Genomic DNA, 25,657 nt, shown 5'->3' with positions numbered 1-25,657 from the left:
ACCCCGACGTTGAGGCTCCAAAGCACGAGTCCGCCGACGGGTGGATGCTGGTCGCTTCCGGGGCGTCCGCCTTGACGGTGTAGACCTCCCACGGCTCCTTGCCGGTGCCGTGGACCCAGACCTTGTCCGGGCAGGCATAACAGCAGGTGGTGTCGTTCTCCACCAGCGTGAACAGGCCCAGTTTGGACAGGCGGTCGGTGGCCGCGCCGACCTCGTCGGTGGTCTCGACCTCGACCCCGAGGTGGTCGAGCACGGTGGGCTGATCGGCCGGTCCCTCGATGAGCGCCAGACTCAATTGCGTTCGTTGAGCACAACACGGTTCGGATCTCGGTGTCGTAGTCGAGAAACGGTACGAACTCGGTCCATGCGTTCCGCCATAGCCGGACCATTGCTCGGTATTTCTTACCCCACGTTTCCTCATGAGTTCGCCGACGCGGTCCGCGAAGTTGCTGCCGGCCTGGCGGGGAACCCGGCCACGGACTGGTGGCTGCCCAGCGGGAGCGCCAAGATCGGCAGCATGCCGAGCAACGTCGCGAGCGCGCCGGTGGGTTAGGCCCGCCAGGACGCCGGCCACCACGCCGTTGATCGCATCCGCGAATCTAACCATACGAGTGTCGGCGGACGTGCGCGCGGACATCGGCCCTCCCCTCGCGGCGCCATAGGGAGTACCCTGATGGCCCCTGCGGCAGCCGACAGCCTGACGATTGATTGTTCCGCCACAGGTGTTGCCGGGTGGACATCTGCCGGTAGCTGAGCCACCGCAAGCTTGTGACCTGCGTCATCAGCGGACTGGTGGAAAGAATCACACATCACAGTAGTCACTACTCCTGACACTCAGTAGCCGCTCTGCTTCGGTGAGTCACCTCAGGTCAAAGGTGCCCCGAAGGAGACGACATGCCCCACGCCCCTGACCCACGCCGGGCCTCGGCTGGCGAGGCCTGCCGATGAGCGCACCGACCACCACTCCAGGCGGTGGTCGCCCTGGCGGGCATCAGAACCCCGGCGCCACCGAGCTCGGCCGGCCGCCCCTGCTCTCACGGCTGGCCGGCACGGCGGAGAACGTGCTGTTCCAGGTCGGCCACATGGGCGTGGTGGGCGCCCAGGTGGCGCGGGCGGCCTGCACAGACCCTCGGACCTACTGGGCCGACACCCGCGACGACATGTACTACGTCCTGAGGCGGATCAGCGTGCCCGCGTTCTTCGCGCTGATTGGCTACGGGCTGCTGGCCGCCACGTTCGCTGTGGCGATCCTGATCTTCCTCGGCGCCGCCAACCGGCTCGGTACGGTCTACCTGACCTTCATCATCCGCGAGATCTCACCGCTGCTCACCAGCGCTGTGGTCGCAGGGGCGATCGGCGCCGCGACCACCTCCGAGCTGGGCTCCCGGAAGATCCGCGAGGAGCTGGACGCGCTGCGGGTTCTCGGGCAGGACCCGATCCGGTTGCTCGTGCTGCCCCGGGTGATCTCGCTGATCGCCATCACGCTGGCCTACAACATCCTCGGGATCCTCATGACGGTCACCGAGGGGCTGATCGTGGTGTCCACGCTCGGTGACGTCGAGCCGAACTCGTTCCTCACCACGTTCATGGAGAACATCACGGTCCCCGAGATCATCGGGAACCTGATCAAGATGACCCTGATCGGCCTGTTGATCGGGGTGATCTCCGCGAGCAAGGGCATGACCTGCGGGTACGGCGCCGAGGGCGTCGGCCGGGCGGTGAACCAGTCGGTAGTCATCTGCCTGACGGCGGCCTACGCCATGGACGTTCTGTTCAACATGATCCTGCTGGCCACCAACCCCAGCGTCACGGTGCTTCGATGAAGGAGCTGGAGCGTTGACCACCGCAATCGAGAAGGCGCCGCCGCCACCCGAGCCCGCTCCCCGGCTCGAGCGGCCCACCTTCGTCGACCCGCTGTTCACCGAGGTCCGCGCGATCCTGCGGTTCATCGGGCAGACGATCGTCGAGCTACCGAAGTCGCTGCGCTACCCGGACGAGGTGCTGCGCCAGGCCGCCCGGCTGATCATGGGCTCCGCCCTGGTCGTCTGGACGCTGCTGATCGTCGACGGCGTGCTCGTCGGCCAGATCGGCCACTACCTGCTCCAGCAGATCGGTGCGCAGAGCTACGTCGGCCTCTTCGCCGCCGCCGGCACGCTCAAGGGCAGCGCCCCGATCTTCTTCGGGTTCATCGTGGCCGCGAAGGTCGGCTGCGGATTCGCCGCGGAGCTAGGCGCGATGCGGATCAACGAGGAGATCGACGCCCTCGAGGTGATGGGCATCTCGCCCCAGGCCTACCTGGTTGGCACCCGCGTGCTCGCCTACATCGTGGTCGCGCCGGCGCTCTGGCTCATCGGCATCGGGCTGTGCTTCTACGCGAACTACCTGACCAACGTCCCGATCCTCGGCAGTGTCTCCACCGGCGGCTACTTCAGCGTCTTCTGGGCCTTCACGACACCGACGGACTTCGCGCTGCTGGCCTTGGTCTGGGCGATCCTCCCCACCATCCTGGTCATCGTCATCGGCTGCTACTTCGGGATGACCGCGAAGGGCGGCCCCGCCGGTGTCGGTGAGAACACCGCGATCTCGATGGCCGTCAACGTCAGCCTGATCACGATTCTGGGCGCCGGAATCATGTTCCAGGCCTTCTACGGCACCGGGGTAGTCGTCCCCATTGCGAACTGACCAGATGGCGCACAACGACCAGCCGAGCGGACCGACCTGGCCCGCCAACTCAAGGAGAACCGATGTCGGTGCATGAGGGCCGGCCAGCCGAGGGTGGCCACGCCATGCTCGAGTCCGATTCGAAAGTCAAGATCCGTGACCTGCACAAGAAGTTCGGCCGCGCCCGGGTACTGCGCGGGGTACACCTGGACTTCGTCGACGACGCGATCACCACGGTGCTGGGTCCGTCCGGTACCGGCAAGAGCGTGCTGCTCAAGCACATCGTCGGGCTGCTCGCGCCGGACCGCGGCGAGGTCGTGGTGTTCAACCAGAACATCTGGGGGATGTCCGAGGCGCAGCGCAACGAACTGCGGAAGCGGTTCGGCGTGCTGTTCCAAGACGGGGCACTGTTCGGCTCGATGAACGTCTACAACAACGTCGCCTTCCCGCTGCGCAAGAACACCGACATGGACGAGGACCAGATCCGGGAGATCGTCACGCAGCGGTTGGAGGAGGTCGGTCTCACCGCGGCGATGAACCGGTTCCCGGCCGAGCTGTCCGGCGGCATGAAGAAGCGCGCCGGGTTCGCCCGTGCACTGGCGACGAACCCCGAGGTCGTCATGTTCGACGAGCCGGACTCCGGCCTGGACCCGGTGCGCACCACGCTGCTGTGCAAGCTCATCCGTGAGGTGCACGCCGAGCACGGCGGCACGTATATCGTCGTCAGCCACGACACCAACACCATCCGCACCGTCAGCGACTACGTCGCGGTGCTGTGGCACGGCCAGATCGTGCACAACGGCACGCGCGACGACGCCTTCAACACGACGGATCCCTTCGTCAAGCAGTTCCTCTCCGGCGGGGCCGAGGGCCCATTGGGGATGGAATGAGTATGGGCATCTCCGGAAAGCTGATCGCCACCCTCGGCCTCGCGGCCGCGGTTGTCGTCGGCGCGATCGTGTGGCTGAGCAGCGGTTACGACTACCACGCGCGGCTGGTGCTGCCTTCCGCCGCGCAGCTGGTCGCGCACGCCCAGGTGCAGGTCGACGGCCGCCAGGTCGGGTCCGTGGAGGACATCCAGGCCCGCGACGGCAAGGCCATCGTGACCATCGGGCTGGACGAGCCGATCGCCCCGCTGCACGACGGCACCACCACCCGCATCGAGTGGAAGTCGGTGCTCGGTGAGCGGATCATCCAGCTCACTCCCGGCCCCCAGGGCAACCCCGCGCTGCCCGACGGCGCGATGATCGACGCGGCCTCGTCCCAGATCGAGGTCGACCAGGTGCTGGCGATGTTCGACGCCCCGACCCGGGCCAAGTTCAACTCGCTGCTCGGCCAGCTCAACGGCACGGCCACCGGCCGCGAGGAGCAGCTCAAGCAGACACTGGCCAGCGCCGGCCCGGCGGTCCACGCCTTGGGTGGGCTGCTCGAGGCCGTCGGGCGTGACGGGCCGGCGATCAAGGAGCTGCTCACCGAGCTGCACCAGGTCACCGGACCGGCCGCGCGACGCGGCGCCGAGCTCCGCACCGCCGTCGACCGGCTCACCTCCTTCACCGGCCAGCTCGCCCCCACCCAGGAGGCGCTGCGCCAGGGCCTCAAGGAGACGCCGCCGACACTGGACGCGGCCAAGGCGACGCTGGACATGGTGCCCGCCGCCAGCGACGCCACCGTGCCGCTGCTCAACGACCTGCGGCCGGCCATGGACCGGTTGCCGGGGATCGCGCACAAGCTGAACCCGCTGTTCGACGACCTGCGGCCCACGCTGAAGGACCTGCGGCCCACGCTGAAGGGCACCAGCGACCTGCTGGACGAGACGCCGGCGTTCTTCGACGCCGCCCACTCGTTCCTGCCGCGGGTCACCGACACGCTCAAGGGCTACACGGGGCCGGTCGGCTTCCTCCGCCCCTACACCCCGGAGCTGGCCGGCTTCCTGACCAACTGGGGCGACGCCTTCAGCGGTTACGACTCGCAGGGCCACGTCTGGTCGGGCGCTCCGGCAGCGCTGGGTGGGAGCGAGGTCGACGACAGCCCGGTCGGTGGCCTGCCCTCCGGCATCAAGGACAGGCCGGCCCCGGGTGCCCTGGTCGGGCAGCCGTGGACCGACGCCAATGGAAACGGGATGCGGTGAGCGCGGCATGAGAACACTGGTGAGGATGAGCGTGGCGATGGTCGTCGCGCTGACCGTGACGGCGGTGTCCTTCGCGATCACCGCCGCCACGCCCAAGGACGAGCGCTTCCTGCTGACCGCGGAGTTCGCCGACGCCAGCCCGCTGGACGTCGGGAACGACGTCAAGGCGTCCGGCGTGACCATCGGCTCGATCGTGGGCTTCACGATCCGGGGCGGGCACGCCTTCGTGCAGATGATCGTCGACGGCTCGGCGCTGCCGCTGCACGACGACGCCAAGGTCACGATCACGGCGAAGGACCTGCTCGGTGAGCGATTCGTGAAGCTGGAGCGGGGCACCCCCTCGGCGCCGCCGCTCTCGGCGCCCTACACGATCTCCGCCGCGCACACCTCCACCGAGACCACGGTGGAGGACGTGGTCAACTCGCTGGACGACCCGACCAGCGCCGGGCTCTCGGCGATGTTGACCACCCTGGGTGAGGGGCTGCACGCGAACGGCCCGCAGGCGGCCGCCGCGATCACCGCGCTGGCCCCGGCGATGAAGCAGGCCGACGAGCTGGCCCGGCTGCTCAGCGAGCAGAACCAGGTACTTACCAGCCTCGTTGACAGCACCACGCCGGTGGCTGCCGAGGTGGCCGCCGGCCGGGGCCAGAACCTGGACCGGATGGTGGGCGCCACCGAGCGCACCCTGTCGGCCGTCGCGGCGAACCGGCAGGCGACCGCGGACTCGCTGCAGCGGCTGCCCGGGACCCTGGCCAGCGCCCAGAACACCCTGGCGCAGACGGCCGCCACCGCGGAGTCGGCGACCCCGAGCCTGCGGGACGCCCGGCCGTTCACCGACCAGCTGGTGGACATCAACCGGGAGCTCAGGGAGTTCGCCGAGTCGGCCGACCCGGCCCTCGACTCGCTGACCCCGGTGCTGGAGCGGGCGCGGAAGCTCGTCGACGAGGCCAGGCCGGTGGTCGAGGACCTCCGGCCGACCGCCCGTGCCCTGCGCACCACCGCGTCGTCCGCGCGCCGGATCTGCGAGATCGGTGTGCTGTGCAAGCGGTTCACCAACCTGATGGAGTTCGCTAAGTTCTGGTCGCTGTCCACCACGGGCTACGACGGGCTCAGCCACTACTTCCGGGCGGCCGTCAAGTACAGCCCCGTCCCCGGGGCACGCACCGTGGTCGGCCCCATCCCCGGCGCGCCGGAGAGCCCGGCGCCCGCGCTGCCGATGCCCGTACCCGGGCGGGTCCCGCTGCCCGGCACCTGTGACGGGAAGGACAGCCACCCGTGTGAGAACGAGACCGGGCCGGACAAGATCGGTGGCCGCAGCGCCACCGGCCTCACCCCAAAGCAGGAGCACGACGTGCTCGGCCAGATGCTGGGAGGCCACTGACCATGGCACGCAACCCGAATAGCAAGACCGGCACGTACGTCATCGGGGTCATCGGGATCCTGGTGGTCGTCGGCATCGGGCTCCTGGCCGCGACGGCGCACAAGGGCCTGCCCTTCGTGCCCCGCACCGAGGTGAGAGCGGCGTTCACCAACGTCGACTCGCTCAAGCCCGGTGACGAGGTACGGGAGTTCAGCTCCCGGATCGGCCAAGTCGAGAAGATCGACTACGTCGACGGAAAGGCGGTCGTGACGATGGCGCTGGACGGTGACCGCGAGGCCTACGCGGACGCGTCGGCGCAGGTCTGGGACTTCTCTGCCCTGGCACAGAAGTTCGTGGAGCTCAACCTGGGCACCCCCACCGCCGGACCGCTCGGGGACCGGGTCATCGCCTCCGAGCGGAACACCGACTCCGACAGCATCAACGAGCTGCTCAACGTGTTCGACCCGAAGACCCGGGCAGCGACCTCGACCTTCCTGGCCGACTTCGGCGGCGGGATGACCGGGCACGGCCAGGGGTTCCAGGGCCTGGTGCACAACTCGCCGGCGCTGGTCAAGGACATCGGGTCGGTGTCCTCGGCCCTGGCCGACCCGGATGCCGAGCTGCCCGAGACGCTGCGCAGCATCGACCGTCTGGCCGGCCGGTTCGCCGACCGGCGGGGGGACATCGAGGCCACGGTGCGCGACTTCGGCACCACCATGGAGGCCATTTCGGTGGACGACGCCAAGCCGCTGAGCGCGTCGTTGCAGAAGCTGCCGAGCACGCTGGACACCGCCAAGACCGCCCTGGACGCTCTCAACACGCCGCTGAGCGACACGGCGTCGGCCTTCGAGACCGGCCGGCCCGGTTTCAAGGGCCTGGGCGACGCGACCCCGGACACCCGCGCATTCCTGCGGGACAGCCGGACGCCGCTGGACAAGGTGCCCGACGTCTCGGACGACGCGAAGCCCGCCGTCAGAGAGCTGAGCGACACCTTCGCCGACGTCAGTCCACTCGCCCCGAAGGTGCGCACGACCTTCGAGAACGCGGCCGAGCCACTGGACGTGCTGAAGGGCTACGCCCGGGAGACCGGCTGGTGGGCCGTCCGGCTGCACAGCTTCGTGTCCGAGAGCGTGGCGCCCGGGATCCACTACGCCAACGCGAACGCCAACGTCGGCGCCGCGACCGTCACCGGGTCGGTCATCCGCGACCGGTTCACCGTCCCCCGCAACCCGTACCCGAAGCCGGGCGCGGCCTCGTTCGACCGCGCTGGCGCGCCGGGAGGTAAGTGATGAGCAGCTCGGATGCCGACGAGGTCGAGGAGCTGACCCCGGAAGAGGTCGCCTCGGCCCGGAAGACCCGGCGGATCAACCGGTACGTGGGCGTGGGCATGATCCTCGCCACCGTGCTCGCCCTCTGGGGCGTGTACCACAAGGAGCAGATCGCCACCACGCTCAGCTTCGGCGACACCATCACCGCGCGGTTCGACCGGCCCTACAAGCTCCGCCCGTACCGCAACGACGTCAAGGTGGCCGGCGTACAGGTCGGAACGGTAAAGAGCGAGGAGTACGACGAGCAGTCCGGCACATCCGTGGTCACCATGAAGGTGGGCAGCGGCGTGCTGGACAAGCTCGGGCGGGCGCCGTCGGCACACATCCGGCCGACCTTGATCCTCGGCGGTAACTACTACGTCGACCTGGTGCCCGGTGGCGGGCCGGGCCGCTTCGACGGCGAGGAGATCCCGCTGGAGCGCACGAGCATCCCGGTCGAACTGGACCGGGTGCTCTCCAGCCTGAACCAGTCCGCCCGCGACGGGTTCCAGGGGATGACGGCAAAGTTCGAGGAGACGCTCCGGACGGGCAGCCGGGAGGCCCTGCGCACCCTGCTGCAGGACGCCCCGGGGACGCTGCGCCCGGCGGGGAACGTCTTCGAGGGCCTGCAGGGCACCCAGCCGGACAAGGACTTCACCAACATCGTGTCGGGTTTCGACAACGCGGCCCGCGCGTTCAGCCGCACCGACGGTCAGGTCGACCGCATCCTCACCTCGCTCAACCGGACCTCCGGGGCGCTGGCCGGGGGCGGGCCGGAGCTGGCCCAGGCCGCCCGAATCAGCGCGGACATGCTGCGCACCACCCGGGCCGGCCTGATCGACCTGCAGCCGACGCTGACCAAGCTCACCGACACCGCGCCAGCCTTCCGGGACAGCGCGAAGGCGCTCGGCCCGGCGTTCGAGACGCTGGACCCGGTGCTCGGCGACACCCGGGACATGGTGGCCGACCTGCGGCCACTGATGTCCGACCTGCGGCCCGCGGTCGACGACCTGGTCCCGACCACCGACCGGCTGACCGGCTCGTTCGACGACCTCAGCGGCGACGCCCTGAACCGGGTCAACGGCCCGCTGCTCGACGCGCTGACCTCGCAGTGGCACGGCACGAAGCCGTACCCGAACGGAGGGGCAAACAACAACGAGTGGTACAAGGAGCTGGGGTACCTGTTCTCGCACCTGAACAACACCTTCTCCACCTTCGACCGCAACGGCGCCTTCGCCCGGCTCACCGCGGGCATCCCGTCGAGCAACACCCTCGGCGGCAGCACCGAGCTGGTGCCGGGTGTCGAGCAGGGTGCCGAGATGTTCGGGCTGCAGCAGCCGCCCGGTCCGCAGGGTGGGAAGCCGGCCCAGGTGCCGGACCCGCCCATCCCCAACCCGCTGTACGCCCCCGGCAAGGGTCAGCCCGCCATCCCGCCGGCCGACAAGCTGCCGAGCGCCCCGCACAAGTCCGACTCGGACAGCAAGCCGAGCATCCCCCTCCTCGGCCACCTCGGAGGTGACAACTGATGGCCGCCACCTTCAGCCGGATCCGATCGACCCCCGGGCTGCTCGGGTACGTGGTGACCCTGGTGCTGTTCCTGGCCCTCGGGCTCGCCGCGACGCTCATCATGGTCAGCCAGTCCGCCTCGGCGCTGCCCTGGCAGAAGACGATGACGATCAAGGCCGAGTTCGCCGAGGTGCCGGCAGTCACCACCAAGAGCTCGCAGCAGGTGCGAATCGCCGGTGTCGAGGTCGGCAAGATCACCGACTCGGAGGTCACCGACCGGGGCACCGCGCTGCTCACCCTGACCATCAAGGGTGATCAGGAGATCTACAGCAATGCCGTCGCGGTGCTGCGGGCGGTCAACCCGCTGAACCAGATGTACGTCAACATCGAGCCGGGCGGGCACCCGGGCAACCGACTCGGGGACGGGGCCACCATCCCGCTCCAGCAGACCCGCAAGCCGGTCCAGACCGACCAGATCCTGGACAAGTTCGATCCCAAGGCCCAGGCGGCGATCACCGACCTGCTCTCGCAGTCCGACGTCGCGCTGGCCTCGGCGCCCCGCGACCTGGCGCCCGGCTTGAACGGCGTGGACAAGACGCTGCTCGACCTCAAGCCGGTCACGACGGCGCTGGAGACGCGGCGGGAGAAGCTGAAGCAACTGATCACCTCGGTCGGCCAGATCGCCCAGGCGGTCGGCGGGAACCAGGAGCGGGCCGTGCGGCTGGCCGACTCCACCGAGCAGACCCTCGGGGTGCTGGCCGAGCACGACCGCGACCTGCAGGCGACGCTGCGGCACCTGCCCGGCCTCTACGGCCAGCTGACCCGGACCTTCCACGCCACTCAGGACCTGACCAACCAGCTGGACCCGACGCTGGACAACCTCAAGGCGGTCTCCGGGGAGCTCCCCGACACCCTGGACAAGTTCACCGACACCGTCGACACCCTGGGCGACACGGTGAAGGCGGCGAAGCCGGTGGTCCGCGATGGGCGGGGCCTGGTGGCCGACCTGCGACCGATGGCGGGCAACCTCAACCACGCCACCGAGGATCTGCGCCCGGTCACGCGTGAGTTCCCCCGAATCACCGGCCTGGCCGTCGACTACCTCGACGAGCTGCGGGCCTTCACCTACAACACCTCGTCGGTGTTCGGGGTGCAGGACGCCCGTAGCGGAATCATCCGCGGCCACGTGATCGCCCCTCTGCCGGACACCATCGGTATCCCTGCCGGCAACGGAGGCCCGACCCGATACGTGCCGACCCCCGAAGAGAGCGGCATCCCGTACGTCACCAAGCCGAAGGGCGGCCGCTGATGGAGACCGACATGGCCCAGGCCCGTAAGGCGGCGATCATCCTCGGGGTGTTCTTCGCCATCTGCCTCGGGATCCTGGTCTACCTGTTCACCGGCACGCCGCTGCGGGTGCCGCTGCTCGAGGCCAGCCGGGCCTACGAGGTGACGGTGACCGTCAAGGACATCGACAACCTCGTCCCGGCCGGGCAGGTCCGCATCGCGGGCGTCCAGGTCGGCGAGATCAAGGGCGTCCGGCGGACGGACAACGGCATAGACGTCACCATGGCCCTGGACGAGTCGGCCGCGCCACTGCACCAGGGCGCCAAGGTCCGCGTCGGGGCCCGGTCGGTGGTCGAGGAGACGTACCTGGAGGTCACCGACGGTTCCGGGGCGGTGCTGCCCTCGAGGGCGCACCTGACCGACGACGCGGTGCGCCAGAGCGTGCAGCTGCGCGACCTGTTGCACGACCTGGACCCGAAGGCCCGCGAGGACCTGGGTGGCGCCCTGCGGGCGCTGGGAACCGGCACCGCCGGGACAACAAAGCAGGTGGACGCGCTGTTCGACGGCTTCGGCAAGCTCGGCGGCGACGGCTTCACAGCCCTGGACGCGATCGCCGCGCAGTCTGAGGCGCTCAAGCAGGTCACCCACGAGACCGGGGTGCTGATGGACAACCTGGACACCAGCGAAGGCGCTATCGCCGACCTGGTGTCCAACAGCGAGCGCATCACCGCCGCGACCGCGGGGGAGAAGGAGTCCTTCGAGGAGCTGATGCGTAAGCTGCCCCCGGTGCTGGACAGTGCCAAGGTGGCCACCGGCTCGCTGACGGAGCTGGCCGGCGCGCTGCGGCCGGTGGCGGCCGACCTGAGGGCGGCCGGTCCCGACCTGGGTGACGGCCTGCGCAAGCTGCCGCCGATCAGCCACGAGCTGCGGGAGCTGACCCCGGCGCTGGACGACACCCTGGATCGGGCGCCGAAGACGCTGCGGGAGGTGCCCCGCTTCCACGACGACGTGAGCCCGGTGGTCGACCCGGCGCGCGACATGCTCGCCGAGCTGAACCCGGCGCTGAGGTACATCAGGCCGTACGGCAAGGAGATCGGCGGGTTCTTCGCCAACTTCGCCGCGATGATCGGCTACCGCGCGGAGGACAACGTGCACTACTTCCGGCTGCTGGCGCTGGGCAACGAGACGTTCGTCCAGAACCCGACCACCCAGGGTTTGGCCACGTACCGGAACCCGTATCCGAAGCCCGGGGCGGGCACCAACCCGGGACCGTTCAAGGGTGACTACCCCCGCGTGGAGCGTGCGCCTCGATGAGGGCAGGGGTCCAGGCTGGCCTCGGACGGGTATGGCGTCGGGTTCGTCGCATGGCGACGGGCCTGGCGCCCCGCCCGTCGGGGCGCCAGGCGCTCGTCGCGGTCGTCGTGCTGGGCGTGGCGGGTTTGACCTTCGCGGGCCTGGCCGCCCTGCGCGTCGACACCCAGCCCCGGGCGTTCCTGCCGGCCGGTGACGTGTCGCTGCGAGACACCGAGGCGGCCGATCGCGCCTTCGGCGCCGACCCGATCGTGGTCCTCGCCGAGGGGGCCGAGCCCGGTCAATTGCTCGGCCCCGAGCAGCTCCCGCTGGTGTTCCGGCTGGAGGGCCAGCTGTCCCGGCTCCCGGACGTGTCCGTGGTGTACGGGCCGGCCACCGTGCTCAACGAGATCGCCATCGCCAGCAACAAGGTGATTGCCCAGGTGATGGGCAGCCGGGACGCCGCCCGCGCGGCCGCGGAGCAGCAGGCCCGGAACGCCGGGGCACCCCCGGCGGCGGTCACCGCGGCCGGCGACACCGCCACCGCCACCTTCGACGAGCGCTACGCCCCGCTTCTGGTCCAGGGGATGCCGCTCGGCCTGCCGACGCTGCACAACCCGGGGTTCGTGCGCAACCTCGTGTACGAGACCGGCCCGGACGGGCAGCCCTCGCCCCGGTCCCAATGGCGGTTCGTGGTGCCCTCGTCCCACGCCATCTCCATCCTGGTGCGGCCCAGGGAGAACCTCGACCAGGAGTCCACCGACCGGCTGGTGGCGGCGGTCCGCGCGACCGCGCAGGGCGCCGGGCTGCGCACCACCGCCCTCACCGTCACCGGGGCCCCCGCCGTGGCGGCGTCGCTCGCCGACCAGGTCCGAGGGGAGATCCCCCTGCTCGGGGGCTGCGCGGTCGGGCTGATCGCGCTCTGCTATGTCGCGCTGCCTTGGCTGGGGCGGCGCCGCGACCGGCTGCTGCCCATCGTCGCCACCCTCTGCGGTACCGCCCTCACCCTGGCCGTCTTCGGCTGGCTGGGCCGGCCGCTCTCGCTGGGGGCGATGGCGTTCCTGCCGATCCTGATCGGCATCGGCAGCGACTTCCCCGCCTACCTGGTCCGCTCGGGGCAGCAACGCCGGGTACTGGTGGCCGCGCTGGCCAGCACGGCCGGATTCGCCGCCCTCGCGCTCTCCCCGCTGCCGTTCGTGCGCGACCTCGGTCTCGCCCTGGCCCTCGGCGTCCTGCTGGCGGTCGCCCTGGCCCTGGTACTGCGGCGCTGGCTGCTGCGCGGCGACACCGCCGAGCAGGCCGAACCCGCCTGGCGCGCCCCGGCCCTCGGGTCACGGGCCCGCCGGGCCGGCGTCGCGTTCGTGGCACTCGCGGCCGCCGCGGTCGGCTGGGTGGCACTGCCGCACCTGGGCCTGGAGGCCCGCCCGGACCGGCTGGCCGCCGGGATGCCCGCGGTCGCCGACGCGCAGCACGCCGAGGAGGTGCTGGGCTCGTCCGGTGAGGTCCGCATGGTGCTGCGCGGGCCCGACGTGCTCTCGCCGCAGGCCCTGGACTGGATGCGCCGGGCCGGTGAGCAGATTGTGCTCGCCCACGGCGACCAGTTCCGGCCGATCCTGAGCCCGGCCGCGCTGCTCCGGTTCCTCGGCGACGCGCCGACCCCCGAGCAGGTCGCGGCGGCCACCACGTTGCTGCCCCGGTACCTGCTGGGCGCGGTGACCACGCCGGACGCGAAGCAGGCGGTGCTGAGCTATGGCATCGCCCTGCAGGATCTTGGTGATCAGCACCGGTTGCTGGACTCAGTACGGGCCGGCCTGCCCCCGCTGCCTGCCGGCTACGACGTAACCCTCACCGGGCTGCCGGTGGTCGCCGCCCACGGCTACGAGCTGGTCTCCGGGGATCGGTACCTGACCAACATCGCCGGCATCGCGGCGGCGGGCCTGGTGCTGCTGATCGGGCTGCGCCGGCGCGCGGACGCCGGCCGAGCAGTCATGGCGGCCGCCCTGGCCACCGGCTGGGGCCTGGCCGTCGTCATCGCGCTGGGCTTCCAACTGAGCCCGCTGACCGTAGCGCTCGGGTCGCTCACCACCGCGACGGCCTGTGAGTTCACCGTGCTCCTGGCCGACGCGGTGCGCCACGCACACCGCGCGCAGTGGCGCACGGTGTGCGTGGCGGCCCTGGCCGCCGCGGTCGGCTACGCGACGCTGGCGCTGTCCCGGCTGGACGTGATCCAGGAGTTCGGCCTGCTGCTCAGCCTGACGGTGCTGCTGTCCCTGGTCGCAGCCCACGTAGTAGTGCTGGTCTCCCCGGGACGAGCCGAGCGCGCGCCCGGGGTCGAGGCCCGGCCGCGCGACCCGGTCGCGGTGTGAGGAAGTGACGGTGGCTTACGAGATCACGGTCGCGCTGCTGGCGGGGGGCTTGTTCGCTCTCGCCCACTGGGGGCGCCGGCACATCGAGGAGTTGGTGCCAACGACGCTTACCCCGTCCGGCCGCACGCGGATGATCGGCGCGGCGCACTCACCTGCCAGCTGGTGGCGGTCGTCTTGCTCGTGTACGACCTTGGCCGGATTTGGGCACTGGCCTGACTGCTTGATGTGGCCGTACCGGCCGGAATCCCGGTAGCGGTTACTCCTGTACCGCATCATCGGTACGCGGAGCGGGCCGAGTCTAGCGCGGGGTCCCTGACCCCGGGCCCGCTCCGCGTACCTATTCGGCGAGCACCGGGGCGATACCAGCCGTGTCGCGGGAGTACGGGACGAACTCCACCACGCCGAGCCGATGTGCCAGGTTCGCGGAGGTCTGTGCACATCTGTGTGAGTTCGGGGGCTCCGCGCGGAACCTGGGCGGAACGCGCACGCCGATTACGTTTACTGGAGTCGGTATATCTGCTGGTGGAAGCCATGTGCAGCGACTCGAACGGGATGCCCGAAAAAACGCTCCGAGACAAGTTCGCCGGCTACAAGCTCCTCGGCAGCTAGCGCCTGGACAGCACTTCTACCTGGGGAAACGCTGCAAACCGGCCCTGGTGCTCTCTGTGGGCGCCCGGGGCCGACTGGCGTCCTCTGTGGCGATCCACGGAACAGTCACGGAACAAAATCTTCCTGGCTGTGCCCGCTGTCTGCGCGGGCGAGCTGTCGTCTAGATCAGCTGCCGTCCAGCAGCGCGGCGACCGTGGAATCCACGCCGGCCAGGCCTGCGGCCCGTTCGGCCACGGCCCGCAGCGCGGCGACGTCCTCGTCGGAGGCCCGCTCGACCGCCTGCTCGACGGCGAACGCGTAGAGCGCGCCCAGCAGCCCGAACACGTCGCCGGCGGGCATCTTCTCGAACTGGACGACCGAGGCGATGGACAGCGCCAGCAGCGTGTCCCCGCGCGCTGTCACCGTTGTCCGAGTGCCGTTGCGCGTGCTGAGCAGGCCCATCGCGGACAGCACACGGACGGCCTCGCGGACCGTCGGGGCGCTCACCCCGTAGCGCGCCGCCAACTCGCGCTCGGCCGCTCACCGTCCGGCAGCTCCCCGCTGAGGATCTGGGCGCGCAGATCCGCCACGATCTGATCGGTCACGCCGCCCCGGAACAACCTCGCCGCCGGCACAGTCATCACCGCCCACCTCCGCAACGGCTACCCGCAGTCGGCCTGCGCGGGACGAGGAACAGCCGCCACGGGGACGATACCTAGCTGGCAGCCAGGTCGACCCAGCCCAGGGTCTGCGGCGCGCTGCGGATGCACTCCGCGTCTGGCGACGAGGCGTGGCGATCTCCGGTCAAGGGTCACCAGACCTTGTTCACGTTCACCACGTGGACGTCGGTGAAGGCGTGGATGCCGTCCAGGCCGAACTCGCTGCCCAGCCCGGACTGCTTGCGGCCCCCGAACGGGACATCCGGTGACAGCGCGAAGTGCTGGTTCACCCAGGTCGTACCGGTCTCGAGGCGGCGGGCGATGTCCGTGGCCGCCGCCGCGGATCCCCAGACGGAGGCGCCGAGGCCGTAGGGCGTGGCGTTCGCGCGTTCGATCACGTCATCGATGTCGTCGTAGGAGAACACCGAGCGGATCGGACCGAACGTCTCCTCCGCCGTCAGGCTGCTGTCCTCGCTGATGTCGCGGACCACCGTGGGCCGGACGAAGTAGCCGTCCCCCTCCACCACGGTCCCGCCGGCGATAACGGTGCCGGTGTCGTGGGCCAGCTCGAGCGCATCGCGGACGAGCTCGAACTGGCGGGCGTTCTGGATCGGACCCATTCGGGCACCCTCGCCGAGCCCTGGGCCTATGACCACGGCGTCGGCCAGCCGCGCGAGCTCGGCGCAGAACTCCTCGTAGATGGAGGAGTGCACGAAGATGCGCTTGATGTTGATGCACACCTGGCCGGAGTTGGCGAAGGCCCAGGTGAATACCCCCTCGGCGGTCTTCGCCACGTCGGCGTCGGCCAGGACGATGCCGGGGTCGTTGCCGCCCAGCTCCAGCGTGATCCGCTTCAGGGTGCCCGCGGCCGACGCCATGACCCGCCGACCGGTCGCCGTCGATCCGGTGAAGGACACCTTCGCGACATCGGGGTGGGCGGTCAGCAGCGGCCCCACGGCGCCGGCGTCACCGACGACGTTGACGACGCCGGCGGGCACGACGTCGGCCAGCAGCTGGCCGAGGAGCAGGGCGTTGAGGGGTGTCGTCGGCGCGGGCTTGACCACGACGGTGTTGCCGGTGATCAGGGCGGGCCCGAGCTTGTACATCATCTGGAAGAACGGGAAGTTCCACGGGATGATCGCCGCCACCACGCCGAGGGGCCTGCGCAGAATCTCGACAAAGGCCTCATCATCGTCCCGCACGACCTCGGGATCGGGGCGCCAGTCGGCGAAGTACCGCGTGTAGCTGATCGCCGCGCCGACGTCGCCGAGGGAGTCGGCGAGGGACTTGCCCTGTTCGCGGGTGACGGTGCGGGCGATGAGCTCGGCGTTCTCCTCGACCAGGTCGGCGATGCGGGTGAGGATCGCGCCCCGTTCGTCGTACGACTTGGCGGACCAGCCGGGGAACGCCTGCCGGGCGGCGGCGACCCCGCGGTCGACCTGGTCGGCGTCGGCCACCGGTGCGGTGGCGAAGGCTCGTCCCGTCGCGGGATCGATCACGTCCTGGCTGTCGGCGCCCGGTTCGAGGCTGCCGCCGATCAGCTGTCGGTACTGCTCGGCGGCGGTTGTCGAGTGGTTCATCAGGTACTGGGGAACCGGCCTGGGCAACGGTGCCTCCGATCATCGGTCTCGTGGGTACGGGACGTGCCTGTCGGGCGCGGGGTCAACGGGACGCGTGGGCAGGTCGAACACGGTTCCCGCTGGCCGCCGCTTCGATCAGGTGGCTGGTGACCTCGTCGAGTTCGACCACGTCCCCATACTTCGTGTCGATGTCGACCAGGTTGGCCAGGTGCGCGACGGGTGACCGGTCGGTGACGCATTCCAGCGGGACGATGACGTGATATCCGAGTGACGCCGCGTCGATCACGGTCGCGAGGATGCATCCGCTGGTCACGCTGCCGGTCACGATCAGTGTGTCGATGCCCAGGGCGCGCAGGTGCGGTTGCAGCGGGGTGCCGAAGAACGCCGAGGGGGCCCGTTTGATCCATACCGGGGCATCAGGGCAGAGCGGGAGCCGGGCGTCCAACTGGCACCAGCGGCCGCCCTCGCGCAGTGCGTGCAGTCCCGGCATCTTGCGCAGCCACTTCGATTGATCGAAGGGTTGGAAGGCGACCGCGGTGAACATCACGGGCACGTCGAACCGGGTGCACAGCTCGATCAGCTCGGCGGTCGCGGCCAGCTCCTTGGGCATCTCCGCGCCGACCCCGGACGCCGGGTCGGTGAACCCGGTCTGGAAGTCCACGACGAGCAGCGCCGGTCGCCGACCCCACCCGGTCCGTTCGCTGATGTTCACCGGGCCAGCCACAGAATCCGCCGCAGCTCTTGCTCGGAGTCGATGGGGCGCAGGTTGTTTTCGACGACCATCTTGTGCCTCATCCCCAGGGGGACCGCCTCGTCGAGATGGGCGTCGGTGATGCCGAGGTCGGTCAGGCTGGTTGGCATGCCGAGCAGTTCGAGCAGCTCGAGCACGACCTCGTGGAACTTGTCGCCCTCGCGCCCGAGGAGCCGGAGCAGCCGGTGGTACTCAGCGTCCGCGGCGCCCTCCAGCCAGCGGGCCTGCGCCAACATGAGGACGCAGGCGAGCGCGCTGTGCGGCACCCCGGCGATCGGCGCCAGGACGTGCACCATGTAGTGGCTGAACCCATGCGGCGCGGACAGCTGCCCGAGCCCGGTGTAGTAGCTCGCGCGTTGGCAGGCCGCCCGGGCGTCGTTCCCGGTCTCGAGCCGAGGCAGGTTCTCCACGAACAGCCGGATGGCCTGCTCGGCGAGCAGGCTGGCGAGCGGTTCGGGTCGGACCGCGCACAGCGTGTTCACCGCGTGATCCAGCCCGCGCAGCGCGGTGCTCAACAGCAACGCGCGCGGTGTGTGGGCAAGGATGTCCGGGTCGTAGACGAGTACCTGAGGCGCACCCGACCGCACGAAGTACAGCGTCTTCGTGCGAGTGGCGGTGTCGATGGGGGATGTGCCCGGCGTGACCTCCGCCGTGGAGAGGGTGGTGGGCACGCAGAACTGCCGGATGGCGGGCGCCCGCTGTCGCGCCGGGATCAGCTCGCCGTCGAGCACTGAGGCACGCAGCGGCTCGAGCCCCGTGGCCGCGGTGACATCCTCGGAAATGCAGAGCTGGACCATCTTGCACAGGTCGATCACCGAGCCGCCGCCCACCGCGACGAGCACGTCGGCGCCGATCTCCCGGGCGAGCGCGGCCACCCGCAGTACGTCGTCCACCGGGGCGTGCTCGTGGACGTCGTCGGTGAGCCCCCCGAAGGTGTCCCGGAGACCGTCGACGATCTTCGCGACCGCGTCGGACTTCCGGTTCAACGACCGGGACGCCACGACGAGGGCACGCCGGTAGCCGTAGCGGCCCAACAGGCCGTGCAGCGCGGTGGATGTCCCCGCGCCGCTGACGACTCGCTCCGGACCGGGGTGGATGTAGGTGGTGTGGCTCTGGGCGGGCAACGGGAACCTTTCGGGGAGGGTCAGCCGAGGGTGGACGGCAGGATCAGCAGTGCCCAGGTGACCAGCGGCGCCAACACCGCGAGGTAGCCGGTGTAGATCAGCAGCTTCCGCTGGAAGACCGCTTTGTCGACGCCTTCGGTGTTCGCCAGGACCAACGCGCCGAAGGTGGAGAACGGGCTCACGTCGACGACGGTGGCGCACAGCCCCACGGCAACGACGACCATCAGCGGGTTGACGCCGGCGGCCACGGCGAGCGGGAGCGACAGCGGCACCACGATGCCGATGATCCCCAGCGACGAAGCCATCGCGGAGACCACCGCGGCGATCAGGCACGCCAGCAGGAGGGCGAGCACCGGGCTGCCGAGAGCGGTGATGGCCCGCGTGGTGTAGGCGATGGCCCCTACCTTGTCGAGCAGCGTGACGTAGGTCAGGACGCCGCAGACCAACAGCACCGTGGACCAGGAGATCCGGGTGATGGACTCGACCCGGACCGTCTTGGGGGACAGCAGCACCAGTACGACGGCCACCAGGAACGCGGTGAAGCCCGTGTCCAGCTTCCAGACGCTGATCGCCAGCAGGAACCCGATGATCGCGCCGAAGGTCAGCAGATTCGCCGGGGCGGGGCGCAGGCTGACCGGCGCAGCATCCCGGTCGTCGACCGCCACGGCCGTCGCGACGGGCGACGTCGCCACCCCGCCGGAGCTCTCCGCCCCGGCCACGCCGCCAGCCTGCGCACCGTCGGGGACCGGGGGCGCGCCGCCGTCCTTATCGGGGCCGGGGCGTTCGCCGACGAGCCTGCGCCCGCCGAACACGAAGAACCCGACCACGGTGAGGATCGCGTTGCCGGCGATGACCAGCCCGTAGAGCGCCCAGGGCTCGGGGGCGAAGCCGCTGCGCTCGAGGATCTTGTTGACCAGCAGGCCGTAGGGCGCGATCGGGGAGAAGCAGCCGGCCTGTGCGCCGTGGACGATCATCAGACCGATCAGCACCGGATGGATCCGGTAGCGCCGGATGAACCCGGCCCCGATGCCCGCGAGGACGGGGACGGAGCCCGGTCCGAGCGTGGCCAGTGCGGTGCTGACCAGGAACAGCAGCCACGGCAGCATCCAGTGCTTGCCCCGGACCAGGTGCACCATCGTGTCGGCCAGCCACTGGATGGTCCCGTTGACCTGAGCGACCCCCAGTAGGTAGGTGGTGCCGGCGATCAGGACGAAGAGGTCCACCGGGAAGAAGCCGAGCAGGTCTTTGGTGCCGAGGGCGGCGATGGTCGTGCCGACCAGGAACGCCGACACCAGCGCGACGGCACCGAGGTTGACGCTGAACACCGTCCCGACGGCGAACATGACGATCAGGCCGATGATCGACCACAGCTCTGTGCTCATCGGTGGTTCCCCTGCTCGACGGTCATCTAACGAACGGTCAGAACTACGTTCGGGATACTAGGTCTCCCAACTCTGTCATACAAGACTTCAGTTTAATTGAATATTTATGCAGTTCACAGAGCTTCGCTGTATGCGCACTGTCTGGTTGACGGTTTTGAATACGTCGCGTATGTATGACGTATGACGGGAGCGAGGGCGGCATGACGAACGGACTGCGCGAGGTGGCGATCGTCGGAGTGGGGCAGACCGATCACGGTGCGCTGCACGCCGTGCGGGACGCCGAACGAGACGATCACGCGCTGGCCGCGCGGGCGCTGGCCGCCGCGGTCGAGGACGCCGGACTGGACAAGAACGAGATCGAGGGCCTCATCTGCGCCCGGGTCGGCTACCACCGGATGGCCGACATCACCGGCCTGCACTCGGCCCGCGCGGTCTTCGACCTGGAGGGGTCCGGGCGGATGAGCGGCGTGGCGGTGAACCAGGCCGTCGCCCTCATCCGGTCGGGCGTCGTGGACACGGTCGCGCTGGTCTACGGCAACAACGGGCGCTCGGTGAAGATGAAGTACGGCGGCGAGGGCGGCGGCCCGACCGTGAGCTACGACGAGATGTACGGGATGACCTCACCCGGCGCGTACGTGGCGATGATGTACCAGCGCTACGCCCAGCTCTACGGAGCTCCGGAGGACGCGCTCGCGCCGATCGCGATCAACAACCGCCGGCACGCCGAGCTGAACCCGATCGCGGTCATGCGCAAGCAGATCAGCCGCGACGACTACCTGGCGTCGCGCATGATCGCCGAGCCACTGCGGCTCTACGACTACTGCATCATCAACGACGGCGGCGTCGCCCTGATCCTGACGACCATGGAGCGTGCCAAAGACCTGCGGCACAGGCCCGTCCGCGTCGCCGCGACCGCGGCCACCGCCAACCTGACCAACTTCTACACCAGTACCGACCTCTTCGGCGCCGCCTGCGCGGACGTCGCCGACCGGGTCTACACGGAGTCCGGGTTCCAGCCCTCGGACATGAACTGCCTGCAGATCTACGACAACTTCACCCCGACGGTGCTGTTCACCCTCGAGGGTTTCGGCCACGCCGAGCGCGGCACGGCGTGGCAGTGGGTCCGCGACAAGGGCATCGGGCTCGACGGCGGTCGCCCGATCAACACCGCCGGCGGGCACACCGCCGAGAGCTACATGCAGGGCTGGGCGCACCACGTCGAGGCCGTCGTGCAGCTGCGCGGAGACGCGGGCCCGCGCCAGGTCGAGGACTGCCGGGTCGCCCAGTACATGTGCGCCTCGCCGATCGTGACCTCGCACGTGCTGGTGGGAGAGGACAACTGAGATGGTCAACCCCGATCAGATCCAGGCGATGTTGCCGGCCGTCACGACGACGAACGCACCCTTCTGGGAGGGATGCAAACAGGGCGAGCTGCGGCTGCAGACCTGCGCCTCCTGCTCGGCCCGGCGGTTCCCGGAGGCGCCGGTGTGCCCCCGGTGCCTCGGCGCCGAGTACTCGTGGGAGCCGGCCAGCGGCCGCGGCGTGCTCTGGTCGTGGATCACGATGCACCAGAACTACCTCCCGGCCTACGCCGACGAGCTTCCCTACCGCGTCGCGTTCATCCGCCTCGAGGAAGGGCCATACATGATCAGCAAGATCGTCGACGAGGACGCCGAACCGCGGTGTGACCAGCCGGTCCGGGTGACCTTCGTCGAGCTGGGCGACCGTGTCGTCCCGGCGTTCGAGGTGGCCGAGTGAGCGCCGCGAACGCCGAAGCCGCCGCGCCCGTCCTGCTGGAGCGGCTCGGCGACGGCGTCGCCCGCATCACGCTGAACCGCCCCGCGCAGCGGAACGCGATGAACCGGGCTGCCCGGGTCGCCCTGCTGAACGCCCTGGACGAGTGCACGCGACCCGGGGCCGGCGTGAACGTGATCGTGCTGACCGGGTCCGGTCCGGCGTTCTGTGCCGGTGTCGACCTCAAGGAGGTGGCGAAGGAGCAGGACGACCCCGCCGCCGGCAACCTCGACTCCCGGCGCGCGAGCTGGCGCGCGGTGCAGGACGAGCTGGCCAAGCATCCGGCCGTCGTCATCGCCGCGGTCAACGGCTTCGCCCTCGGCGGCGGCCTCACCCTCATCAACGCGGCCGACCTCGCGGTGGTCGACGAGGACGCCCAGCTGGGCATGCCGGAGATCGGGTTCGGGCTCTACCCGGCCCTGGCCGGACCGGCCACCCAGCTGCGGGTCAGCCGCAAGCGCGCCGCGTGGCTGGTGCTGACCGCGGACCGCATCGACGGCCGCACGGCGGTCGAGTGGGGGCTGGCGAACCTCGCCGTCCCCGCCGACCGGGTGGCGGCGGAGGCGCTGTCGCTGGCCCGGCGGGTCGCCGGGTACGACGCGACCGGCCTGCGCTGGTCGAAGCGGGCGCTGTGGACGGTCCCGGAGCACATCTCGGGGTGGTCGCGGGCGCTCGACTACGGGGAGGACGTCGGCGCCCGGATCCGGGCCGAGGCCGACGCCACCCAACGCGGCCTCGAGGGCTTCGCCTCGGGAACCCGCAACCCCGGCCAGGGCTCGGCCCCATGAGCCGCGCCGGCGCCCGGTCCGGCCCGCTGCGCGTCGTGGAGATCGCGAACGGAACCGGCCACGGTATTGGCGCGGCCGCGCTCGGCAGGTACTTCGCCGTCCTGGGGCACCACGTGGTCAAGGTGGAGCCTCCGGGCGGGGACCCGCTGCGCGGCATCGGGGTGCTCGGCGCGGACGGTGTCGGGCTGACCTTCACGGCGCTGAACGAGGGCAAGAGCCAGGTGGTCCTCGAGGCAGACCAGGCAGGGCCGCAGGTGCTCGACGGCCTCCTCGAGGGCGCGGACGTGCTGATCAGCGACCTGGGACCGGCGGCCGCCACGGCGGCGGGGATCGACTACGCCGAGCTCCGCGATCGCCGCCCCGACCTGCTGGTCGTCGCGATCACCAGCTACGGCATCGACTCGGCCCTGGCGGACGAGGCCGGCGACAGCCTGCTGGCCGAGTGCTACGGCGGGCTCGCCACGATGATCGGCCACCACGACCGGCGCCCGCTCGCGCTGGGGGGTGAACAGGCCGCGCACGCGGCGGCCGTGGCCGGCCTGCTCGGCGCGATGATCTCGCTCCGCGACGCCGCCGGGGGCGGACTGGTCGATGTCGCGCTCTGCGACGTCGCGGCCTACATGGACTGGAAGGCCGACATCGGATTCGCCACCACCGGGCTCGTGGCCGGCCGCGGCGACCCGCGCTCCGGCCGCTGGCGCATGGTGCGGGCGGCCGACGGCTGGATCGGCGTGATCTACCAGCCGGAACAATGGGACGCGGTGGTCGATCTCGTCGGTGAGCCCGACCTGCGTGACCCTCGTCTGCGGGACGAAGGCTTCCGCGCCCGCCACGAGCACGAGTGGTGGCCGGTCATCGAGCGCTGGGCCGGCGTCCGGCCCAAGGAGGAGATCTACCGCCGCGCACAGGCGCGCGCGCTGCCCTTCGGGTTCTGCGCCGACATCGCGGACCTGGCCCGGTCGGCGCAGCTGCGGGTGCGTGGGTTTCTCCAGCCGGACCAGACCTCGGCCGGGAGCGTCCTCCCTCCGGTGACGGCGGCCCTGCGGAGCGCACCGGGCGTCGGTGGCGCACGCCCGGTAGGCCCCCACCTCTTCCTGGACCCGCCGACCGAGCCGGCCGACGGCCGGGTGGCCCCGCTGACCGGTGTCGTCGTGCTCGACTTCGGGACCATCACCGCCGGCGCGGCGGCATCCCGGCTGCTCGCCGACTACGGCGCCACCGTCATCAAGGTCGAGTCACCCTCCCGGCCGGACCCGTTCCGGCGCTGGACCCCACCAGGCAGTGCGGTCTCGGTCGCGGGGCAGGGCGCGGACGCGTCACCGATGTTCGACTCGAACAACGCGGGCAAGCTGAGCCTGTCCATGGACCTGACCAGCCCGTCCGGGCGTGCCCTGGTCCACGAGCTGGCCCGGCATACGGACGTGGTCATCGAGAACTTCCGGGTGGGCGTGCCCGAGAAGCTGGGCATCGGCCGCGCCGAGTTGGCCGAGATCAACCCGGACCTGGTGTACGTGTCGCTGTCCAGCCAGGGACAGCAGGGTCCCGAGTCACGCTTCCGGTCCTACGGCTCGACTCTCGACCTGCTGTCCGGGCTGGCCTCGGTGACGGGCTACGACGAACGGAGCCCGGTCTGGTCGTCCGCCGAGGTCAACTATCCCGATCAGATCGCGGCGATGCTCGGCGCCGCCCTCGCGGTGTACGCGGTGGCGCGGGACATCCGCGGGGTGCACCTCGACATATCGCAACGCGAGGTCGTCGCCTGGACGATCGCCGATCGCATCGCCGAGTTCCGGAGCACCGGGGAGGTCGCCCGGCCGGAGGGAAACCGTCGGCCCGGACGCTTCCCGCACGACACCTTCGCCACGCGCGACGGTCGGTGGATCGCGGTCAGCTGTGACACGCCGGACCAGCGACGTCGGCTGGCCGAGGCAGTCGGGGTGCCGTGGCTGCGCGAGCCCGAACCCGGAGCCGGCTCCGGGCATGCCGGCGAGCTGTGGCTCGCCGGCCGCGTCGCGGGGTGGGCGCGGCGGCGCGGCGCGTCCGACGCGGTGCGCGCCCTGCGCGATGCCGAAGTCCCGTGCGTGCCGGTCTCGACCGCCTCGGATCGCGCGGGCGATCCGCACTTCGCCCGGCGACGGGTGTTCGTGAGCGAGGACCGGCGCCGGATCAAGGGCTTCCCGTTCGTGCTGTCCCGGTACGTACCGCCGACGCCCGCCCCGGCCCCCGAGCTCGGCCGGGACAACGAGGCCATCGTGAGGTCGCTGGAACACGCGCCGGCTCGGCACGACTGATCGGCTGGACCGGGCATGTCGGCGGCAACGGGATCAGGTCTCGCTCGAACGGGCTCGCAAGACCTTGAGGGCGGCGACGCGGGCGGCCGAAACGTGTGCCGCCGCGGCCGCCGCCGCCGAGCGCTTGGAGCGTCGCCTGATCGCGTCGACGAGCGCCACGTACTCGGCGGCGGACGCGACGGCCCGCTCCGGGGCGCCGATGGACAGGCGCCTGAGCACGTGGATCCGCGCCGTGATCGAACCGAGCATCTCGCTCAGCAGCGGGTTGCGCGCCCCCGCGAGCAGGAGCCGGTCGAACTCGAGCACGGCGGCCATCCGCTCGTCCAGGCGGGCCGGTTCGGTGGAGGTCTCGAAGAGCTTCTTCCCCACCTGGGCGAGCGCCGCGACCTCGTCCTCGGTCGCGTGCATCACGAACAGCCGGGCGGCGGCCGACTCCAACGGCTCACGGACCTCGTAGAGCTGCCGGATCGCGTCCTCGGTCAGCACCGAGACGCGCAGGCCGCGGCTGTCGCTGGACTCGACCAGGCTCTCCGACTGCAGGTGCCGCAGGGCCTCGCGCACCGAGGTCCGGCTCACCCCGATCTGCTCGACCAGCTCCCGCTCGATCAGCCGCTTCCCGGGCGGGAGCTCGCCGGTGAAGATCGCGTTCCGGATGACGGCCACCACGCGGTCCCGCAGCAGGTCTTCGTCGCGCTCCAGGCGAAGGCTGGGCTTCGCGGCTTCGACCACAGCTCACTCCCCGAACTCGTCATACAAACAGGATGTTACGCAACTCCGGATGGGATCAAACGACCG

21 protein-coding genes and 2 pseudogenes are annotated in these 25,657 nt (G+C 70.4%); 14 read left to right on the top strand and 9 right to left on the bottom strand.

Annotated elements, in window-relative coordinates:
• Positions 1–40 precede the first annotated feature (40 nt).
• A pseudogene (locus ABEB12_RS24760) lies at positions 41–295 on the bottom strand (glyoxalase/bleomycin resistance/dioxygenase family protein); the annotation flags it as partial.
• Positions 288–416 (bottom strand): annotated as a pseudogene (locus tag ABEB12_RS24755) (transposase); the annotation flags it as partial. The pseudogenes ABEB12_RS24755 and ABEB12_RS24760, both read right to left, overlap by 8 nt.
• 528 nt (positions 417–944) lie before the next feature.
• Here ABEB12_RS24755 and ABEB12_RS24750 point away from each other — a divergent pair.
• From ABEB12_RS24750 to ABEB12_RS24705, 10 genes are all read left to right on the top strand, one after another.
• On the top strand, positions 945–1,823 hold the full coding sequence (locus ABEB12_RS24750) for an ABC transporter permease (protein WP_185060809.1): 879 nt from the start codon (positions 945–947) through the stop codon (positions 1,821–1,823).
• Between the two features lie 13 nt (positions 1,824–1,836).
• Positions 1,837–2,682 (top strand): ABC transporter permease, encoded by an 846-nt coding sequence (locus ABEB12_RS24745; RefSeq protein ID WP_185060810.1) that lies wholly within the window; start codon positions 1,837–1,839, stop codon positions 2,680–2,682.
• A gap of 62 nt (positions 2,683–2,744) precedes the next feature.
• A complete protein-coding gene (locus ABEB12_RS24740; RefSeq protein ID WP_185060811.1) occupies positions 2,745–3,551 on the top strand; it encodes an ABC transporter ATP-binding protein in 807 nt (268 codons plus the stop codon).
• A 2-nt stretch (positions 3,552–3,553) separates the two neighbouring features.
• Positions 3,554–4,789, top strand: a complete 1,236-nt coding sequence (locus ABEB12_RS24735; RefSeq protein ID WP_221497691.1) for an MlaD family protein — start codon at positions 3,554–3,556, stop codon at positions 4,787–4,789.
• A gap of 7 nt (positions 4,790–4,796) precedes the next feature.
• Positions 4,797–6,170, top strand: coding sequence for an MlaD family protein (locus ABEB12_RS24730; protein WP_185060812.1), 1,374 nt, complete (start codon positions 4,797–4,799; stop codon positions 6,168–6,170).
• A gap of 2 nt (positions 6,171–6,172) precedes the next feature.
• Complete coding sequence (locus ABEB12_RS24725) at positions 6,173–7,438, top strand: MlaD family protein (protein WP_185060813.1); 1,266 nt, start codon at positions 6,173–6,175, stop codon at positions 7,436–7,438.
• Complete coding sequence (locus ABEB12_RS24720; RefSeq protein ID WP_185060814.1) at positions 7,438–8,982, top strand: MlaD family protein; 1,545 nt, start codon at positions 7,438–7,440, stop codon at positions 8,980–8,982. The genes ABEB12_RS24725 and ABEB12_RS24720 overlap by 1 nt, the downstream gene beginning before the upstream one ends.
• Positions 8,982–10,271: an MlaD family protein gene (locus ABEB12_RS24715; protein WP_185060815.1), complete on the top strand. Its 1,290-nt coding sequence runs from the start codon at positions 8,982–8,984 to the stop codon at positions 10,269–10,271. Before ABEB12_RS24720 ends, ABEB12_RS24715 begins: the two co-directional genes overlap by 1 nt.
• 11 nt (positions 10,272–10,282) lie before the next feature.
• Positions 10,283–11,563 (top strand): MlaD family protein, encoded by a 1,281-nt coding sequence (locus ABEB12_RS24710; protein ID WP_185060816.1) that lies wholly within the window; start codon positions 10,283–10,285, stop codon positions 11,561–11,563.
• 50 nt (positions 11,564–11,613) lie between these two features.
• Entirely contained in the window at positions 11,614–13,905 is a 2,292-nt protein-coding gene (locus tag ABEB12_RS24705; RefSeq protein WP_185060817.1) for an RND transporter family protein, read from the top strand.
• A gap of 774 nt (positions 13,906–14,679) precedes the next feature.
• Here ABEB12_RS24705 and ABEB12_RS24700 read toward each other — a convergent pair.
• From ABEB12_RS24700 to ABEB12_RS24675, 6 genes are all read right to left on the bottom strand, one after another.
• Complete coding sequence (locus ABEB12_RS24700) at positions 14,680–15,000, bottom strand: hypothetical protein (RefSeq protein ID WP_221497692.1); 321 nt, start codon at positions 14,998–15,000, stop codon at positions 14,680–14,682.
• Positions 14,997–15,134: a hypothetical protein gene (locus tag ABEB12_RS24695; protein ID WP_185060819.1), complete on the bottom strand. Its 138-nt coding sequence runs from the start codon at positions 15,132–15,134 to the stop codon at positions 14,997–14,999. The genes ABEB12_RS24700 and ABEB12_RS24695 overlap by 4 nt, the downstream gene beginning before the upstream one ends.
• A 170-nt stretch (positions 15,135–15,304) precedes the next feature.
• Complete coding sequence (locus tag ABEB12_RS24690; RefSeq protein WP_185060820.1) at positions 15,305–16,732, bottom strand: aldehyde dehydrogenase family protein; 1,428 nt, start codon at positions 16,730–16,732, stop codon at positions 15,305–15,307.
• An 82-nt stretch (positions 16,733–16,814) separates the two neighbouring features.
• The gene (locus ABEB12_RS24685) at positions 16,815–17,444 is read right to left on the bottom strand and encodes an isochorismatase family protein (protein ID WP_185060821.1); all 630 of its coding nucleotides are present in this window, start codon (positions 17,442–17,444) and stop codon (positions 16,815–16,817) included.
• Positions 17,441–18,607 (bottom strand): iron-containing alcohol dehydrogenase, encoded by a 1,167-nt coding sequence (locus ABEB12_RS24680; RefSeq protein WP_185060822.1) that lies wholly within the window; start codon positions 18,605–18,607, stop codon positions 17,441–17,443. The genes ABEB12_RS24685 and ABEB12_RS24680 overlap by 4 nt, the downstream gene beginning before the upstream one ends.
• Positions 18,608–18,627: 20 nt before the next feature.
• Positions 18,628–19,989, bottom strand: coding sequence for an SLC13 family permease (locus ABEB12_RS24675; protein WP_185060823.1), 1,362 nt, complete (start codon positions 19,987–19,989; stop codon positions 18,628–18,630).
• A 200-nt stretch (positions 19,990–20,189) separates the two neighbouring features.
• On the opposite strand from ABEB12_RS24675, the gene ABEB12_RS24670 reads away from it, so the two are divergent.
• Genes ABEB12_RS24670 through ABEB12_RS24655 form a run of 4 tightly spaced genes read left to right on the top strand, consistent with a single transcriptional unit; the run spans position 20,190 to position 24,862 of the window.
• The gene (locus ABEB12_RS24670; protein ID WP_185060824.1) at positions 20,190–21,332 is read left to right on the top strand and encodes a thiolase C-terminal domain-containing protein; all 1,143 of its coding nucleotides are present in this window, start codon (positions 20,190–20,192) and stop codon (positions 21,330–21,332) included.
• A 1-nt stretch (position 21,333) separates the two neighbouring features.
• Entirely contained in the window at positions 21,334–21,747 is a 414-nt protein-coding gene (locus ABEB12_RS24665) for an OB-fold domain-containing protein (RefSeq protein WP_185060825.1), read from the top strand.
• Positions 21,744–22,571, top strand: coding sequence for an enoyl-CoA hydratase-related protein (locus ABEB12_RS24660; protein WP_185060826.1), 828 nt, complete (start codon positions 21,744–21,746; stop codon positions 22,569–22,571). Before ABEB12_RS24665 ends, ABEB12_RS24660 begins: the two co-directional genes overlap by 4 nt.
• A complete protein-coding gene (locus ABEB12_RS24655; protein ID WP_185060827.1) occupies positions 22,568–24,862 on the top strand; it encodes a CoA transferase in 2,295 nt (764 codons plus the stop codon). The genes ABEB12_RS24660 and ABEB12_RS24655 overlap by 4 nt, the downstream gene beginning before the upstream one ends.
• Positions 24,863–24,895: 33 nt before the next feature.
• On the opposite strand, the gene ABEB12_RS24650 is transcribed toward ABEB12_RS24655, so the two are convergent.
• On the bottom strand, positions 24,896–25,591 hold the full coding sequence (locus ABEB12_RS24650) for an FCD domain-containing protein (protein ID WP_185060828.1): 696 nt from the start codon (positions 25,589–25,591) through the stop codon (positions 24,896–24,898).
• Positions 25,592–25,657: the final 66 nt, after the last annotated feature.

The sequence above is a fragment of the Actinospineispora eucalypti genome (assembly GCF_039543365.1).
In the GTDB taxonomy this organism is placed as follows: Bacteria; Actinomycetota; Actinomycetes; order Mycobacteriales; family Pseudonocardiaceae; genus Pseudonocardia; species Pseudonocardia eucalypti.
The sequence above is the reverse complement of the archived record's forward strand: the minus strand, read 5'-3'. Positions and strand labels throughout refer to the sequence as shown.